17 protein-coding genes and 1 tRNA gene are annotated in these 15,380 nt (G+C 42.6%); 13 read left to right on the forward strand and 5 right to left on the reverse strand.

What is annotated here, in order from left to right:
• Nucleotides 1-121: 121 nt before the first annotated feature.
• The 4 genes from ABLA85_RS09185 (at nt 122) to ABLA85_RS09200 (ending at nt 3,314) form a co-directional block, all read left to right on the forward strand.
• The gene (locus tag ABLA85_RS09185) at nt 122-640 is read left to right on the forward strand and encodes an FxsA family protein (protein ID WP_367963351.1); all 519 of its coding nucleotides are present in this window, start codon (nt 122-124) and stop codon (nt 638-640) included.
• Between the two features lie 177 nt (nt 641-817).
• Nucleotides 818-1,111, forward strand: coding sequence for a co-chaperone GroES (locus tag ABLA85_RS09190; protein ID WP_099137326.1), 294 nt, complete (start codon nt 818-820; stop codon nt 1,109-1,111).
• 55 nt (nt 1,112-1,166) lie between these two features.
• Nucleotides 1,167-2,813 carry a chaperonin GroEL gene (gene groL / locus ABLA85_RS09195; protein WP_367963353.1) on the forward strand — a complete coding sequence of 549 codons (1,647 nt, stop codon included), beginning with the start codon at nt 1,167-1,169 and terminating at the stop codon, nt 2,811-2,813.
• A 159-nt stretch (nt 2,814-2,972) separates the two neighbouring features.
• Nucleotides 2,973-3,314 carry a DUF4156 domain-containing protein gene (locus tag ABLA85_RS09200; protein ID WP_367963355.1) on the forward strand — a complete coding sequence of 114 codons (342 nt, stop codon included), beginning with the start codon at nt 2,973-2,975 and terminating at the stop codon, nt 3,312-3,314.
• A gap of 175 nt (nt 3,315-3,489) precedes the next feature.
• Here ABLA85_RS09200 and epmB read toward each other — a convergent pair whose 3' ends face one another.
• Nucleotides 3,490-4,518 carry an EF-P beta-lysylation protein EpmB gene (gene epmB / locus ABLA85_RS09205; protein ID WP_367963356.1) on the reverse strand — a complete coding sequence of 343 codons (1,029 nt, stop codon included), beginning with the start codon at nt 4,516-4,518 and terminating at the stop codon, nt 3,490-3,492.
• Between the two features lie 39 nt (nt 4,519-4,557).
• Between epmB and efp the strand changes: the two genes are divergently transcribed.
• Complete coding sequence (gene efp / locus ABLA85_RS09210; RefSeq protein ID WP_047683220.1) at nt 4,558-5,124, forward strand: elongation factor P; 567 nt, start codon at nt 4,558-4,560, stop codon at nt 5,122-5,124.
• Nucleotides 5,125-5,344: 220 nt separating this feature from the next.
• Complete coding sequence (gene sugE / locus ABLA85_RS09215) at nt 5,345-5,659, forward strand: quaternary ammonium compound efflux SMR transporter SugE (RefSeq protein ID WP_367963358.1); 315 nt, start codon at nt 5,345-5,347, stop codon at nt 5,657-5,659.
• 61 nt (nt 5,660-5,720) lie between these two features.
• Here sugE and ABLA85_RS09220 read toward each other — a convergent pair whose 3' ends face one another.
• A complete protein-coding gene (locus ABLA85_RS09220) occupies nt 5,721-5,933 on the reverse strand; it encodes a helix-turn-helix transcriptional regulator (protein ID WP_038260439.1) in 213 nt (70 codons plus the stop codon).
• Nucleotides 5,934-6,080: 147 nt separating this feature from the next.
• On the opposite strand from ABLA85_RS09220, the gene ABLA85_RS09225 reads away from it, so the two are divergent.
• Nucleotides 6,081-6,320: a helix-turn-helix domain-containing protein gene (locus ABLA85_RS09225; protein ID WP_072032531.1), complete on the forward strand. Its 240-nt coding sequence runs from the start codon at nt 6,081-6,083 to the stop codon at nt 6,318-6,320.
• A 123-nt stretch (nt 6,321-6,443) separates the two neighbouring features.
• Here the strand turns inward: ABLA85_RS09225 and ABLA85_RS09230 are convergent, their stop codons facing one another.
• Complete coding sequence (locus tag ABLA85_RS09230) at nt 6,444-7,394, reverse strand: nucleoside hydrolase (protein ID WP_367963360.1); 951 nt, start codon at nt 7,392-7,394, stop codon at nt 6,444-6,446.
• Nucleotides 7,395-7,797: 403 nt separating this feature from the next.
• Between ABLA85_RS09230 and ABLA85_RS09235 the strand changes: the two genes are divergently transcribed.
• The 4 genes from ABLA85_RS09235 (at nt 7,798) to phoA (ending at nt 12,799) form a co-directional block, all read left to right on the forward strand.
• Nucleotides 7,798-9,099, forward strand: coding sequence for an NAD(P)/FAD-dependent oxidoreductase (locus tag ABLA85_RS09235; protein ID WP_367963362.1), 1,302 nt, complete (start codon nt 7,798-7,800; stop codon nt 9,097-9,099).
• A 76-nt stretch (nt 9,100-9,175) separates the two neighbouring features.
• The gene (locus tag ABLA85_RS09240) at nt 9,176-9,556 is read left to right on the forward strand and encodes a cupin domain-containing protein (protein WP_367963364.1); all 381 of its coding nucleotides are present in this window, start codon (nt 9,176-9,178) and stop codon (nt 9,554-9,556) included.
• A gap of 15 nt (nt 9,557-9,571) precedes the next feature.
• Nucleotides 9,572-11,068 (forward strand): aldehyde dehydrogenase family protein, encoded by a 1,497-nt coding sequence (locus ABLA85_RS09245; protein ID WP_367963367.1) that lies wholly within the window; start codon nt 9,572-9,574, stop codon nt 11,066-11,068.
• A 264-nt stretch (nt 11,069-11,332) separates the two neighbouring features.
• Nucleotides 11,333-12,799: an alkaline phosphatase gene (gene phoA, locus ABLA85_RS09250; RefSeq protein ID WP_367963369.1), complete on the forward strand. Its 1,467-nt coding sequence runs from the start codon at nt 11,333-11,335 to the stop codon at nt 12,797-12,799.
• A 157-nt stretch (nt 12,800-12,956) separates the two neighbouring features.
• On the opposite strand, the gene ABLA85_RS09255 is transcribed toward phoA, so the two are convergent.
• Together ABLA85_RS09255 and rsmC are read right to left on the reverse strand one after the other, a co-directional pair.
• Nucleotides 12,957-13,043 (reverse strand) — tRNA-Leu (locus tag ABLA85_RS09255).
• A gap of 174 nt (nt 13,044-13,217) precedes the next feature.
• A complete protein-coding gene (gene rsmC / locus ABLA85_RS09260) occupies nt 13,218-14,231 on the reverse strand; it encodes a 16S rRNA (guanine(1207)-N(2))-methyltransferase RsmC (RefSeq protein ID WP_367963371.1) in 1,014 nt (337 codons plus the stop codon).
• Nucleotides 14,232-14,430: 199 nt separating this feature from the next.
• On the opposite strand from rsmC, the gene ABLA85_RS09265 reads away from it, so the two are divergent.
• Both ABLA85_RS09265 and rimI read left to right on the forward strand, forming a co-directional pair.
• Nucleotides 14,431-14,841, forward strand: coding sequence for a DNA polymerase III subunit psi (locus ABLA85_RS09265; RefSeq protein WP_367963372.1), 411 nt, complete (start codon nt 14,431-14,433; stop codon nt 14,839-14,841).
• Nucleotides 14,810-15,259, forward strand: coding sequence for a ribosomal protein S18-alanine N-acetyltransferase (rimI, locus tag ABLA85_RS09270; protein ID WP_367963374.1), 450 nt, complete (start codon nt 14,810-14,812; stop codon nt 15,257-15,259). The genes ABLA85_RS09265 and rimI overlap by 32 nt, the downstream gene beginning before the upstream one ends.
• Nucleotides 15,260-15,380 lie beyond the last annotated feature (121 nt).

Raw genomic sequence — 15,380 nt, forward strand, 5'->3', positions numbered from 1 at the left:
AGACTGTATTTATAATCGGATGAAAATGCCAATTTATTCCCTTCATCTTTTAGGTTGCCTCAACTATGTCTCAATTAAACTATACCTCAACTAAACTATGCCTCAATTAAAGGAGAACAACGTGCGCTGGCTCCCTCTTATCCTGATATGCCTGTTGGTTTATATAGAATCAGTTCTGTTCGTCCGCATTGCTTCTGAAGTCGGGGTCTTGCTAACCCTGTTATTGGTGGTTCTGACTTCTTGTGTTGGTGTTTCCCTTGTCCGTAATCAGGGAATCAAAAATTTTATGACAATGCAGCAGAAAATTGCTGCCGGAGAAAGCCCAGCGGCAGAAGCCGTTAAAAGTGTTTCTTTAGTGATAGCCGGATTCCTGTTAATGCTCCCCGGCTTTTTTACCGATTTTCTTGGGTTATTGTTGTTGCTGTCTCCCGTGCAAAAATTACTGACAGCAAAATTACTGCCACATATTACCTTGTACCGCACGAATGTCCGTAGAGGAAATGGTCAGGATAATGGTCGCGGGCAAACATTTGAAGGAGAGTATCAGCGTAAGCAAGATGATGCCTCCTATACTATTACTCGTGATGATCAAAAACATGATGACCAAAAACACCATGATGATAGTTACAACAAGAAATAATTTTGGCTTGTGTTGTCTGAAATTTCAGAGGGTAATAAAAAAGTGAAATATTTTTTGCTATCCCCCCTTGAAGTACTGCTTATATGCCCCAATTTGTAGCTTCATGGTACTGGTTCTATTGGGTTCTGGTATCAATTCTCTTACCTGATATGGACTTTATTTATAGGAGATCTATCAATGAAAATTCGTCCATTACATGACCGCGTTATTGTCAAACGTCAAGAAGTTGAATCAAAATCTGCCGGCGGAATCGTTCTGACTGGTTCTGCTGCGGGCAAATCTACCCGTGGTGAAGTTCTGGCTGTTGGCAATGGTCGCATCCTGGAAAGCGGCGATGTGAAAGCGCTGGATGTTAAAGTGGGTGATATCGTTATTTTTAACGAAGGTTATGGTGTTAAAACAGAGAAGATCGATAACGAAGAAGTGTTGATCATGTCTGAAAGCGATATTCTGGCAATTGTTGAAGCGTAATTGAAAAAACTACGCTTAGATCTTCTTAATTGAACGAATTTAAAGGAAAGACACAATGGCAGCTAAAGACGTAAAATTTGGTAATGATGCTCGCAGCAAAATGTTGCGTGGTGTGAATGTATTGGCTGATGCAGTTAAAGTGACTTTGGGTCCTAAAGGCCGTAATGTTGTTTTGGATAAATCTTTTGGCGCACCTGTAATTACTAAAGATGGTGTTTCTGTAGCACGTGAAATCGAATTGGAAGACAAATTCGAGAACATGGGTGCACAGATGGTTAAAGAAGTTGCCTCTAAAGCTAATGATGCAGCGGGCGACGGTACAACCACTGCAACTGTACTGGCTCAAGCGATCGTCACCGAAGGTCTGAAAGCAGTTGCTGCTGGTATGAACCCAATGGATCTGAAACGCGGTATCGATAAAGCAGTAATTTCTGCGGTTGAAGAGTTGAAGAAACTGTCCGTACCTTGCTCTGATTCCACTTCCATTGCACAGGTTGGTACAATCTCTGCAAACTCCGACGAAACCGTAGGTAAACTGATCGCAGAAGCGATGGATAAAGTCGGTAAAGAAGGTGTAATCACCGTTGAAGAAGGTACTGGTCTGGAAGACGAGCTGGACGTTGTTGAAGGTATGCAGTTCGATCGTGGTTACCTTTCTCCTTATTTCATCAACAAACCTGAAGCAGGTTCTGTTGAGCTGGAAAACCCATACATCCTGTTGGTAGACAAAAAAGTTTCCAACATCCGTGAACTGTTGCCAGTTCTGGAAGGCGTAGCTAAGGCGAGCAAGCCTCTGGTTATCATCGCTGAAGATGTTGAAGGCGAAGCACTGGCTACTCTGGTTGTAAACAACATGCGTGGTATCGTAAAAGTTGCAGCGGTTAAAGCACCAGGTTTCGGTGATCGCCGTAAAGCAATGCTACAGGATATCGCTATTCTGACTAATGGTACTGTGATTTCTGAAGAGATCGGTCTGGAGCTGGAAAAAGCAACTCTGGAAGATTTGGGTCAGGCAAAACGTATCGTTATCAGCAAAGACACGACTACTATCATTGATGGCGTAGGTGAAGCAAGTGCAATTGAAGCGCGCGTTGGCCAAATCCGTCAACAAATCGAAGAGTCAACTTCTGACTATGACCGTGAAAAACTGCAGGAGCGCGTAGCGAAACTGGCAGGCGGTGTTGCTGTGATCAAAGTTGGTGCAGCAACTGAAGTTGAAATGAAAGAAAAACGCGCACGTGTTGATGATGCTCTGCATGCAACTCGTGCAGCAGTAGAAGAAGGTGTTGTTGCTGGTGGTGGTGTTGCTCTGGTTCGCGCAGCGGCAGCTATTGCAGATCTGGTTGGAGACAACGAAGATCAGAACGTAGGTATCCGTGTTGCACTGCGTGCAATGGAAGCGCCAATGCGTCAGATCGTAGACAACGCGGGTGAAGAGTCATCTGTTGTTGTGAACAACGTGAAAGCAGGTCAGGGTAACCACGGTTATAACGCTGCAACTGAACAGTACGGCGACATGATCGAAATGGGTATTTTGGATCCAACTAAAGTAACACGTTCTGCACTGCAATTCGCAGCTTCTATTGCTGGTCTGATGATCACGACTGAAGCGATGATCACTGATCTGCCAAAAGATGACAAAGCTGACTTAGGCGCAGCTGGTGGCATGGGCGGTATGGGTGGCATGGGCGGTATGATGTAGTGCTGTTCATCCTGATAATGGAATTACCTGTCCATTAGTATAAAAGTTTGAAGGCGAGCAGAAAATATCTACTCGCCTTTTTACTTTTTGCTTTTAATTAAATACAAAAGGTTATATTTATCATTGTGGTATAAGTTCCAATAACCGATGAGGGAAGAAATGCGAATTAAAATTTTGCTCGGAATGTCAGTACTGCTGCTGGCTGGTTGCACAACGAATAATCAATTAACTTCCGCTGGCTCTAATGTACGTTTTGTGGATACTCAGCCGGGTAGTGAATGTCAGCGGTTAGGTGAAGTGACGGGTACTCAGAGCAACTGGTTCAATGGTGTTGGTAATGAGAGCAGCTCTATGCGTGGTGCAGCTAATGATTTACGTAATAAAGCGGCTGCAATGGGGGGAAATGTTATTTATGGTGCAAATAGCCCATCAGAAAATTTGTTGGGTAGCTTTGTTCCTCTTGATAGCAAAATGGTTGGACAAGTCTATAAATGTTCTTAGGTATCAGTAAGAAGGCACAACAAAAGAACATGATGCAATTTGGGCAATGTCCAGAAAAACGTTTTGTAACACGATAATTGACCTGATCGTTTGAATTTCTGTGCACTGCCCATTATGACATATTTTCGACGGTGAGTTTGTTGAATCAGTGATGACTGAACATCATCTTGATGAATTAATGCTGCCCTAAGCCTAAATCCAGAGGTGTTTTACTCGGTTCTCCTCCTATTTCCCTTGTCAGACGCGGAACCAAATAGCCGGAGACTTTAGACAGTAACTCTCTCATAATGGATTTTGCTTCTTCATCTGTGACAAGAAAATGTGCAGCCCCCTGAACTTTATCCAGCACATGGATATAGTAAGGTAAAATACCCGCATCAAATAACGCATTACTTAACTCTGCCAGAGTATCGGCATTGTCATTTACATCACGCAATATGACGCTCTGGTTCAATAGCGTTACTCCTGCTTGTTTCAATCGCATCATGCTATTGCGAAAAGTATCATCAATTTCGTTTGCATGGTTAATATGAGTTACCATAACCACTTGCAAATCTGATTGTGCCAGGCGATTGCATAATGAAAGAGTGATCCTGTCGGGGATGACGACAGGTAAGCGGGTATGAATACGTAATCGCTTAATATGCGGGATAGATTCAAGATGAGTAATTAGCCAATCCAGTTCATGATCTTTCGCCATAAGCGGGTCACCACCGGAGAAGATAATTTCATTCAGTTCAGTATGCTGTTCAATATAATTAAGTGCTGCGTGCCAGTTGTTTTTATTACCTTTATTATCTTGATAAGGGAAATGGCGTCGGAAGCAGTAACGGCAATTTACCGCGCAGCCTCCTTTGACCAGTAATAAAGCACGGTTGCGATACTTATGCAGCAATCCGGGAACCACTGGATGTTGTTCATCTAATGGATCAGTAGAAAAACCAGTTGGAGTATCAAACTCTTCTCGTGCAGTCAAAACCTGTAATAATAAGGGATCTCGCGGATCACCTTTTTTCATTCGTGATACAAATGCTCTTGGCACACGTAAAGGAAATAGACGCCGCGCTTCATTGCCTTCTTTTAATATGGCGTGCGTGCTCAGGGACAACAGTTGCAACAACTCATTGGGATCAGTAATAACATCCGTAAGTTGTTGTAGCCAGACTTCTCTGGCAGAGTGAATATGGGTTATAATGTGTGCCATTTTTGGCTAAGCCATTTCGTTAAAAATTAGAGGATCTCCATGGCTACTTATAGTACCAATGAATTCCGTTCAGGTCTTAAAATCATGTTAGATGGCGAGCCGTGCGCTATTCTTGACAGTGAATTTGTTAAACCTGGTAAAGGGCAGGCATTTGCCCGCGTCCGTATTCGTAAGTTGATTTCTGGTAAACTGCTGGAAAAAACCTTTAAATCAACAGACTCTGTTGAAAGTGCGGATGTTATGGATATCAACCTGACTTACCTGTACAACGACGGTGAATTCTGGCATTTCATGAACAACGAAACTTTCGAGCAGTTAGCTGCGGATGCGAAAGCCGTTGGTGACAATGCTAAATGGCTAATCGATCAGGCAGAATGTATTCTGACTCTGTGGGATGGCCGTCCTATCGCTGTTACTCCACCAAACTTTGTTGAACTGGAAATTGTTGACACTGATCCGGGCCTGAAAGGTGATACCGCAGGTACTGGTGGTAAACCCGCTACTCTGAGTACTGGCGCGGTAGTGAAAGTACCTCTGTTTGTACAGATTGGTGAAGTCATTAAAGTTGATACCCGTTCTAACGAATACGTTTCCCGCGTTAAATAATCGCGTATCGTTATTTTAAAAAAACCGTAGCCTCTTCGTCTAGAGGTTGCGGTTTTTTGTTGTACTCGATTTTGTTACACGTTGCGACTCTCTGATCTGATAGTTATAATTCTGTTGCATTTCTAATCGTTATCTGGGACGACCTGGATAAACGCCATCTGATTGGGGACGGCCCCGCTTTTCATTGGATAATTTTCCATTAGAGATAAGGTGAAAAGGCATGTCTTGGTTGATACTTCTCATCGCGGGTTTACTTGAAGTTGTGTGGGCTGTGGGACTGAAATACACTCAGGGTTTTTCTCGCTTAGTTCCGAGTCTAATCACTATCAGTGCGATGAGTGTCAGTGTAGGATTACTGGCTTATGCCATGAAAAACTTACCAGCAGGAACTGCCTATGCAGTATGGACAGGAGTTGGGGCTGTAGGTACTGCGATCTTCGGTATCATGGTATTGGGGGAATCTGCGAATTTTGCCCGGATATTGAGTCTTGTCCTGATTATTGTTGGTATTATTGGCCTGAAACTTACCAGTTGATTGTCAGTAAGGTTTGATGATTTGTCAATGAACCCAGCATAATGCTGGGTCTCATCTTTGCTTATTTTTTCTCATAACGAGAAGGCCATATCTCTTCCGGTGTAAGTCCTAATGCGGCTGCGATAAGACGTTCTCCTTTTGGCCAGTGGCGTTGTAGAGCATTGGCAAGTGTTGATGATGCTAACCCGGCAGTACGTGATACTTCTGATAATGTTGTGCCTCTTTTTTTCAATTCAGCGATGATATCAGCGGAATGCCAATCTTTATTTTCCATTCTTAAGTTCTCCTGTTACCTGTCATTTTTCAATTAAAAAGAAATGAATTAATTGTAGGCTATGAGTCACATATAATAACATAACTAAGATTTAAATGTGACTCATAGTCCGTGGTCGGATAAGTAACATGAATCGATACTTATCGGATGAAAACATCGAACAACATCAAATCCGTTTTTGGACAAAGAATTAGATATCTCAGAAAGGAAGCTGGGATGTCGCAGGAGGCTTTTGCCGATAAATGTGGCTTGGATCGAACTTATGTCAGCGGCATTGAACGTGGTGTCAGAAATCCTACCCTAGAAATTATTTATGTCATTGCGAATGGATTGCAAATTGAGTTGAATGAACTGTTCAGTTTTGAGACTTCCGTCACTCCTAATTAAAATTTCTACAAATTATCTCATTAGTCATGAGAAGAGACTGTCTAAACTCTGTGGCGTAAAACCACCTTTGGGCTTCGTGAATGGTATGCCCAAAGGTGATATTGAATATAGTGCATGATGTTATCAGAGCGCTGTCTCCCCAATATTGTTTAGGGCATCAATGATCATCTGCCAAAACTTGTTTTGATCCAGCTTTACGGCGACTTGAGTATGACAGTCTTCTGGGGGAGGTGCGCGGAAGTCAGCGACTGTCATACCTGTCGTTAAAGCTCCTGTCATCTCGATATTTACGGGGACTTTTTGAGTAGTCATAACCGTAGGATCAATGACATAAGCAACTGCACAGGGATCATGGACTGGAGGATACTTGAAGCCTTGCCATATCCGATAACTTTCTCCATAAAACTCCAGTGCATCCAATACGAACTGAGCTGAACGTGTTTTTATCCGGGCGATTGCCTCAATCACTTCTGGGGTTGCCTGAGCTTGATGGGTAAGATCTAATCCGACCATTGTTAGTGGCCATTTTTCATTAAAAACAATGTGAGCAGCTTCAGGGTCGATTAAGATATTAAATTCAGCAACAGCGCTTCTGTTACCTATATGGTAACCACCTCCCATTAATACGACTTCTTTTATTCTTTCAACAATGTGGGGCGCTTTTCGGGCAGCAAGGGCGATATTAGTCAAACCCGCCGTTGGAACTAACGTCACGCTTTTAGGCGGATGTTCCATGATGATATCAATGATCAAATCAACTGCATGTCGGGGATCCAATTTTATTACAGGATCAGGTAATTCAGTGCCATCCAGACCGGTTTCACCATGAATGTCAGGTGCAGTTTTGATCTCTCTTACCAGTGGGCGATGGCATCCCGCAGCAAACGGAACATTGTGGATGTTAGCGATATGGGCAATGGAAAGCGCATTACGGGTAACTTTATCTAAGGTTTGGTTACCAACAACGGTCGTCACAGCTAAGAGTTCGATATCGGGGTTTCCATGGGCAAGCAGCATGGCAATGGCATCATCGTGACCAGGATCACAATCGAGGATAATTTTCTTAGGAAGCATATTTATTCCTTTTACGGTGCCTAAAAATTACGGTACTCAAATATACATATCAAGAATAATTCACCATCAGTAAAAATTCTTCTACCGACCATCACAAAATAACATGATAAAAATCATAACTTATTAATAATAACTTTAATTATTGTGATTTAATTAACACACTAATAACAAATAATTTGAGCATTCCTAATGCATGTGATTCATATGTAGGGTAAATGTTTTTGGATGAGATTTTCTTATTTTTATTAACTGATTAATAATTTATTTTCGTATCCTTTTGTTATTCAATTGAATAACAAATATTACTTGAATAAACGATTTTAAATAAATGCGATACGCGTCCCTGAATAGAAAACTGTTGGCAGGCATATCAGGGAAAGGACTGATGCTCACGGGGTGTAATATGAACAATCAGATCGATTCATTAACATACTATGCAGCAACCAAAAAATATGACCTTCGCTTCCCTACATTGGCAGAAGATCTGGATGTCGATGTCGTTATCATTGGTGGTGGATTTTCTGGTATAAACACAGCGCTGGAACTGGCAGAAAAAGGCATTACCAATATCGCGATTTTGGAAGGAATGACTCTGGGATATGGTGGAACGGGGCGCAATGGCGGGCAAGTTATGACTGGCATTGGTCATGATTTGGATCGGATTAAACACCATGTCGGTAAGAAAGGTCTGGAGACAATATTTAAAATCAGCAACATGGGGACTGGAATTATTCGTGACCGGATCGCCAAATATGATATTAAGGCGGATTTCTGCCAGGGTTATAGTTACCTGGGGTGTAACTCCCGACAAGAGAGGACACTGCGTGGCTGGATGAAAGGATTTCGGGAAGCTAGTCCTGATGAAGAGATTGAACTTTATACTGGTTCAGAAGTTAAGAAAGTCATTGGTTCAAATCTTTACACTTCTGCATTGAAACATATGGGCGGAGGGCATGTTCATTCATTGAACCTATTGTTGGGCGAAGCCAAAGCGGTCACAGAGTATGGTGTCAAAATTTTTGAAAATAGCCAGGTTTTGAGTGTGGAATATGGCCCAAGGGTTACCGTTCATACAGCAATGGGCTCTGTGCGGGCAAACAAAATGCTATGGGCGTGCAATGCTTTTCTGAATGGTCTTGAACCAACCATTTACAAAAAAACGATTAATACTTACGCATTCCAGTTAATGACAGAAGAACTCTCAGATGAACTGATAGAAAAAATCAGCCCGATCCGTGGAGCATATAGTGATATCAACCCTGTTATCAACTATTACCGGGTCACCAAAGAGAACCGATTGCTATTTGGTAGTGCGACAAGATATTTCGAATATATTCCTTCGGATTTAAAAGAATGGAATCGCAAGTGGATGCTGGATGTTTATCCCTACCTGAAAGATGTGAAAATTGAATTAGCATGGGGTGGACCTATGAATTGTAGCGCCAATCTTTTCCCGCAAATAGGTTCCTTGCCAAAACATAACAATGTGTTCTACGTCCAAGGTTATTCCGGTTTTGGTGTGACGCCAAGTCATATTATCTGCAAGATACTGGCAGAAGGTATGAGTGAAGGCTCTGAGCGCTATTCACTGCTAAGCTCTATCCCCCATTCTAATATTATCGGCAAAGATAAATTGAGGCATTTGATTCTTTCTACCGGAAAGATTTGGCATCAAGTGTCAGGCTATTGGAAAGGGCGCCGTTAGTGTTATTGATTTTTCGATTTTCACTATCTTTTGCACATGAACTTTTTTGCACAATAAATTCTGAAAGGTAAAAGTCATGATAAAGCCGTTATTGTTAGATAAAGCACTTCCTGAACTAATGCCGATTGGTAGTGTCACCCATCTTGGCTCTATTGTTGTAGAAGGCGATCCACAGGCAAGCAGTGCAATGATACACGGAGAGCCAACGGATAACCTGACTTGCGGTATTTTTGCCTGTACCAAAGGGAAATTTAAGATGGTTTATCCCTTTGATGAAATGGCAACAGTTTATGAAGGCTCAGTGAAACTGACGGATGTCAAAACGGGGGTTATGGTTGAATACCATGAAGGTGACTCATGGTTTGCAGTGAAAGGCACTGAAGTCTTGTGGGAAATCACCAGTGAACGCTTCGTTAAACACTATATGGCATGTGTCAATGCTCAGGTTTCAGACTGACAAGAGGGAAATATAATGAGTGAAATCACTTTGCTAGAGTCCGTTACAGTTTTTTTGCAACGTTCTCATGGCCATTATATCAATGGACAAGCTGTTCGTGGTCAGAAAGGAAAAACCTTTTCGGTCGTCAACCCGGCATCTAATGAGGTGATTGCTACCGTCAGCCGGGGAAGTCAGGCAGAAGTTAATGCCGCTATGGAAGCGGCATCAACGGCTTTTCATGGTTCATGGGCACAAACTTCTCCTATGGAGCGTGGCAACTGCCTGATTAGATTGGCAGATTTACTGCAAAAACATAGTGAAGAACTTGCCCAGCTTGAAAGTCTGTGTTCAGGAAAAACCATTCAGTTATCACGTATGCTGGAGGTGGGTACTTCTACTGAATACTTGCGCTACTTTGCCGGTTGGTCGAGCAAAATAAGCGGTGAAACACTGAATGTTTCATTGCCATCGTTCAAAGGGGAGCAATATACCGCTTTTACCCGCCGTGAGCCTGTTGGTGTGGTAGTTGGGATTATTCCATGGAATTTCTCGATTATGATCGCTATCTGGAAACTGGGAGCGGCATTAGCTTGTGGTTGTACGATTGTTCTGAAACCCAGTGAATATACTCCCTTAACTATGCTGCGTGTAGCAGAACTGGCGAAAGAAGCCGGAATTCCTGATGGTGTGATTAACATTGTCAATGGTTCTGGTGCTGGTGTGGGTGCGGAACTACTCGCCCATCCGCTATGTGATAAGGTCACTTTTACCGGATCAGTCCCTGTTGGCATGTCGATTGGTAAATCTGCCATGGAGCATGGTCGTTTGCTCCGTACGACGCTGGAATTGGGTGGCAAAAATGCAGCGGCTTTCCTGCCGGATATGTCCGTCGAGAAAATTGTTGAAGGAGTATTAGAAGCGGGTTATGTCAATCAGGGGCAAATTTGTGCGGCGGCGGAATGTTTCTATATTCCCTCAGTTCACATGGATGCGGTTTTGAAGTTACTTTCTGAACGTTTGTCTGCAATGAAGATTGGTTCTCCCCTTGATGAAACAACAGAGATGGGACCTTTGGCAAACAAAGAGCATTACGAAAAAATTCTGTCTCTGTTTGAAAAAGCACGTCAGGAAGGAAATGAAATCATATATGGTGGACGTGCACTGGAGGGGAAAGGTTTCTTTGTTATGCCAACCGTGATCCGTGCGAAAAGTGCCGAAGATACATTAATGAAAGAAGAAACGTTCGGCCCAATAGGGGCTTTCCTCAGTTATGATAATGAGGAAGAACTGATTGGCATGATGAATGCAACGCCATTCGGCCTATCTGCCAGTTTATGGACAAACGATTTAAGTAAGGCAATGCGCATGATCCCGCGTATCCGGGCGGGTATTTTATGGATTAACATGCACACGTTCCTTGATCCCGCAGTTCCATTTGGTGGTATGAAAGCCTCAGGAATTGGTCGTGAGTTTGGTAAGGCGTTCATTGAGCATTACACAGAACTGAAATCGGTCATGATGCGGTACTGATAGCAACAGGCATTTATATCTAACAGATTTCAGGTTGTTTCACTGAGAGTGTCAATGAGGCAACCTGAAAAATATCGAGCCTAATCGCCAGGTTATTTCTTGCAATTTGCAGGTATGCCTAGAGTTACAAGACATATTGTAAGAAATTGTCATAAATGTGTTATTAACCTTTCACAGTAATGTCATATTAAGTGTTCACTATTCGGGGAATAAATTCATATTCATGGTGTTTTGTTTAATTTCCCTGAAAGTAAGGAACACTCTATGTTTTATTGCCACATACCCTTCCGTAATTACACAAAAAGCTTGCTATCTCTTACTATTACCCTATTTATTATCGCTATATTCATGTCAGGAACCTGTTTATCTGCACGAGCCAGTAATACAGATAACATCGTGGCAGAATCCCGTTTAGCTCATGGAGATATAACCCAGTTCGGCGGTGCCCGCCGTCTTGCCGAAGACCAAACGAATGCTCTTAAGACAGCATTGAATAATAAGAAAGCGAAGAATGTTATTTTGTTTATCGGTGATGGTATGGGGGATTCTGAAATCACATTAGCCCGCAATTATTCACAAGGTGCTGGTGGTTTTTTTAAGGGAATCGATGCACTGCCTTTTACTGGGCAATACACTCATTACTCTCTGAATAAAAAAACAAAGAAACCAAACTATGTCACGGATTCTGCGGCTTCTGCCACTGCGTGGTCAACAGGGACGAAAACCTATAATGGTGCGTTGGGCATTGATGTTTTTGGTAAAGCGCATCAGTCATTACTGGAGTTAGCAAAGAAAAACGGAAAAGCGACAGGAAATGTTACGACTGCCGAAATTCAGGATGCTACACCTGCCGCGCTGTATGCTCATGTCACAAACCGTAAATGCTATGGGCCACAAGAAACCTCGGAAAAATGCCCTATTGATGCTTTAGAAAACGGTGGTAAAGGTTCTATCACAGAACAGCTTTTAGTTGTGCGTCCCGATATTACTTTGGGGGGTGGTGCTAAAAGTTTTGAACAACAATCGTTATTCGGCGTTAATAAAGGAAAAATTCTGAAGCAACAAGCCCTGGAACAAGGGTATCAATGGGTAACAGATATAAAGTCATTAAATGGTATTCAAGAGGCTAATCAGAAAAAACCCCTGTTGGGATTGTTCAATGATGGCAACATGGCTGTGATCTGGGAAGGGCCAAAAGCGGTTTATCATGGCAACATTAATGAAGCGCCAGTGAAGTGTAAAATTAACACTAATCGCAATTCTGCTGAACCCACATTGGCACAACTGACCGAAAAAGCGATTGATTTATTGAAAACTAATAAGAACGGATTCTTCTTACAGGTGGAAAGTGCGTCGATTGATAAACAAGATCATAAAGCTAACCCTTGTGCCCAAATTGGGGAAACAGTGGCATTAGATGATGCTGTACAAGTGGGTTTGAAATTTGCAAAGCAACATGGAGACACCTTAGTTATTGTTACGGCTGATCATGCCCATTCCAGCCAGATTATTGAACCCGATGTTAAATCCCCCGGACTGACCCGCTCATTGATTACCAAAGATGGTGCAGTCATCACGGTAAGCTATGGCAATTCAGAAAAAGACGAACAAAATCATACCGGAACACAATTACGTGTTGCCGCTTATGGGCCTTATGCAGCCAATGTTGTTGGTTTAACGGATCAAACCGATTTGTTTTTTACCATACGTAATGCGATGGGATTGTTGTGACGTGTAGCCTGTTTGCTGGCTTGCGTTGCTTAGGCCACTTTCATTTTTGAGAGTAGTGATGAGATGTATCACAGGGATAAAACCGAAATAAGAAACGGGGGAAAAAACAGACAGACAGTACGAAACAGATAAGAGATGAGCAGATAAATATTAACAGTGGTGCGAAGGGGGGGACTTGAACCCCCACGTCCGTAAGGACACTAACACCTGAAGCTAGCGCGTCTACCAATTCCGCCACCCTCGCAAATTCAGATACTATTTAAACAGATAACCACTTAAACAGATAGCATGGAGGCGCATTCTAGAGATTTTACGGCTGACGTCAATCATTATTTATCGGAAGAAAGCATGATTGATGCAAAAAACAACATGCTGGTATTGCCCATCCATTTGGGAAGGGCAATGGTTAATTGATTCGTTACTTCTTGGTGGCTTGATAAATTTTGAATTTACCTGTCTGAGCAATCACTTCGTGTTTACCGAAAGCGCTATCCAGCAGCGCAGGGTAAGGTAAAAAAGCATTGGCTACGATCCGAAGCTTACCACCAGATTTCAGATAATTGGGGGCCATGCGGATCATATCGTCAGCCGCTGACAGATTTGTCTTCAGGCCATCATGGAATGGCGGATTGGAAATGATCCAGTCGAATTTTTCTTCGATAGCGGAGTAAACATTACTGGTAATGACGTTCCCTTCCAGTTTATTTGCTTTCAACGTCGCTTTACTGGATGTGAGAGCTGCTGCATTGACATCGCTGAGTGTCAGTGACAAGCCGGGGTTATTTTTACCCAACACCGTAGCTAAGACGCCAGAGCCACAAGCGATATCCAGCAGGCTGCCAGAAATCGGTGTATCAAACGTAGAGAGCAGAAGACGGCTGCCAACATCCAGATTATCCTGACTGAATACGCCGGGCAATGTATTGACGGTGACATCGCCGACTTGATAGCTGTTCCACCAATTGTTCTGATCAAACTGAACCTGTTGCTCCAGTTGACCGTAAAAAAGGCTACAACGGCGGGCAGTATCTATTTTATGGAAAGTGGCAATACCTTCCATCAGCTTATCAACGCTACGGACACCACTGCGATTTTCGCCGACAATAAAAACATCGGTTCCGACAGGCAGGATGGAAAACAGACTGCGGAGTTGGAAACGTGCTTCATGCTTGCTTTTGGGCCAGTAATAAATCAGCGTATCACATCCTTTGACAAATATGCTGTCCGCCGTAAGACCAAACGAGGCATTATCACCCAGTGTGCGGATCAGCGACTGCCAGTGATGATATTGATTAGTATGTACTCGCACACTTGCAGCTTCAATTTCCGTTGCCAGAGTATCCTGAAGGTCACCAGCAAAAAGCAGATGATGGGAGCTGAATTGCTCTTGATGGCGCAGGATAACCTCACTGGCCGGTGTTAATACTGACATCTATGATTAGCTCCTTATAAATCTTTATTTAGTAATAATTATCTGTGGGCAAATCTGAGATGCCGTGTTGATTGGCGCAGAGATAAGCCCTCTGATAATATACCTTTCATCTTTCAAGTTGCCGTTTTGTTGACTGTAACTTGAAATCTACTAGGTATATATTACCTGTTATTTTTTATGGCAGATGGAATAAAACACGATGACAAAGCGTGACAGATCACTTACTCGATTGGGCATTACCCAATGGGTTTTGCGTAGCCCTGCGACCCTGCGAGGTGAATTATCTGTCCTCATCCCTGACTCAACCCGTCTGTTGATCATTAGCCATGATAACATTGACTTAAGTCATTCATTACTTGCTGATATTTTCACAGCCATGGGGATTAATGTCTCATCAGTTTATTGCATCACGACAAAAGACGTTGAGTTACTTTCGGAATCAATCCACTGCCCATGCTGGCTGTTGGGGGTTGATATTACCTTATCAATACAGGGGATTTCTTTGAGAAGCCCTGCATTAAATGATTTATCCCTTGATGGGGATGCAAAACGCGCTCTTTGGCAACAAATTTACCATTATGAAGAATATTTCTCTATTAACTCCCGTTGATCTTCCCGTTGCATTTCAAATAGAACAGGCTAGCCATGCTTTTCCCTGGAGTGAAAAAACTTTTTATTCTAATCAGGGAGAACGTTATCTCAATTACAAAATCACGCTTAATGACCAGATGATTGGTTTTGCAATAGTGCAGTGTGTTTTGGATGAAGCGACACTCTTTAATATCGCTATTCGTCCTGAATATCAATCACAGGGGCATGGAAAAACATTGCTGAAATACTTGGTCGATGTATTGCCTCACAAACAGATTAATACACTATGGCTTGAAGTCCGGCGTTCAAACAGGTCGGCGGTTCGTTTGTATGAAGATTTGGGATTTAACGAAGTTTCCATTCGCAAAAACTATTATCCAACCGCGACAGGAAAAGAAGACGCAATTATTATGGCGTTGCCGTTATTTGGAGAGTAACGGAGTTTTATACCATCTTAAGCATCATTAGTTGTTTATAACGCCAAGTTCAGCGAAAATAAGCACCAATCACGATTAACAGGCCGGATTCGAAGATGAAGTGTCATTCTGTGCTTCACAC

The organism is Xenorhabdus sp. SGI246 (assembly GCF_040838225.1).
Lineage (GTDB): Bacteria > Pseudomonadota > Gammaproteobacteria > Enterobacterales > Enterobacteriaceae > Xenorhabdus > Xenorhabdus indica.

What these genes read in the sequence shown, in the direction of transcription:
- ABLA85_RS09190 (WP_099137326.1), top strand. Translation starts at nt 818, where the DNA reads ATGAAAATTCGTCCATTACATGACCGCGTTATTGTCAAACGTCAAGAA.
- groL (WP_367963353.1), top strand. Translation starts at nt 1,167, where the DNA reads ATGGCAGCTAAAGACGTAAAATTTGGTAATGATGCTCGCAGCAAAATG.
- ABLA85_RS09200 (WP_367963355.1), top strand. Translation starts at nt 2,973, where the DNA reads ATGCGAATTAAAATTTTGCTCGGAATGTCAGTACTGCTGCTGGCTGGT.
- epmB (WP_367963356.1), bottom strand. Translation starts at nt 4,518, where the DNA reads ATGGCACACATTATAACCCATATTCACTCTGCCAGAGAAGTCTGGCTA.
- efp (WP_047683220.1), top strand. Translation starts at nt 4,558, where the DNA reads ATGGCTACTTATAGTACCAATGAATTCCGTTCAGGTCTTAAAATCATG.
- sugE (WP_367963358.1), top strand. Translation starts at nt 5,345, where the DNA reads ATGTCTTGGTTGATACTTCTCATCGCGGGTTTACTTGAAGTTGTGTGG.
- ABLA85_RS09220 (WP_038260439.1), bottom strand. Translation starts at nt 5,933, where the DNA reads ATGGAAAATAAAGATTGGCATTCCGCTGATATCATCGCTGAATTGAAA.
- ABLA85_RS09225 (WP_072032531.1), top strand. Translation starts at nt 6,081, where the DNA reads ATGAAAACATCGAACAACATCAAATCCGTTTTTGGACAAAGAATTAGA.
- ABLA85_RS09230 (WP_367963360.1), bottom strand. Translation starts at nt 7,394, where the DNA reads ATGCTTCCTAAGAAAATTATCCTCGATTGTGATCCTGGTCACGATGAT.
- ABLA85_RS09235 (WP_367963362.1), top strand. Translation starts at nt 7,798, where the DNA reads ATGAACAATCAGATCGATTCATTAACATACTATGCAGCAACCAAAAAA.
- ABLA85_RS09240 (WP_367963364.1), top strand. Translation starts at nt 9,176, where the DNA reads ATGATAAAGCCGTTATTGTTAGATAAAGCACTTCCTGAACTAATGCCG.
- ABLA85_RS09245 (WP_367963367.1), top strand. Translation starts at nt 9,572, where the DNA reads ATGAGTGAAATCACTTTGCTAGAGTCCGTTACAGTTTTTTTGCAACGT.
- phoA (WP_367963369.1), top strand. Translation starts at nt 11,333, where the DNA reads ATGTTTTATTGCCACATACCCTTCCGTAATTACACAAAAAGCTTGCTA.
- rsmC (WP_367963371.1), bottom strand. Translation starts at nt 14,231, where the DNA reads ATGTCAGTATTAACACCGGCCAGTGAGGTTATCCTGCGCCATCAAGAG.
- ABLA85_RS09265 (WP_367963372.1), top strand. Translation starts at nt 14,431, where the DNA reads ATGACAAAGCGTGACAGATCACTTACTCGATTGGGCATTACCCAATGG.
- rimI (WP_367963374.1), top strand. Translation starts at nt 14,810, where the DNA reads ATGAAGAATATTTCTCTATTAACTCCCGTTGATCTTCCCGTTGCATTT.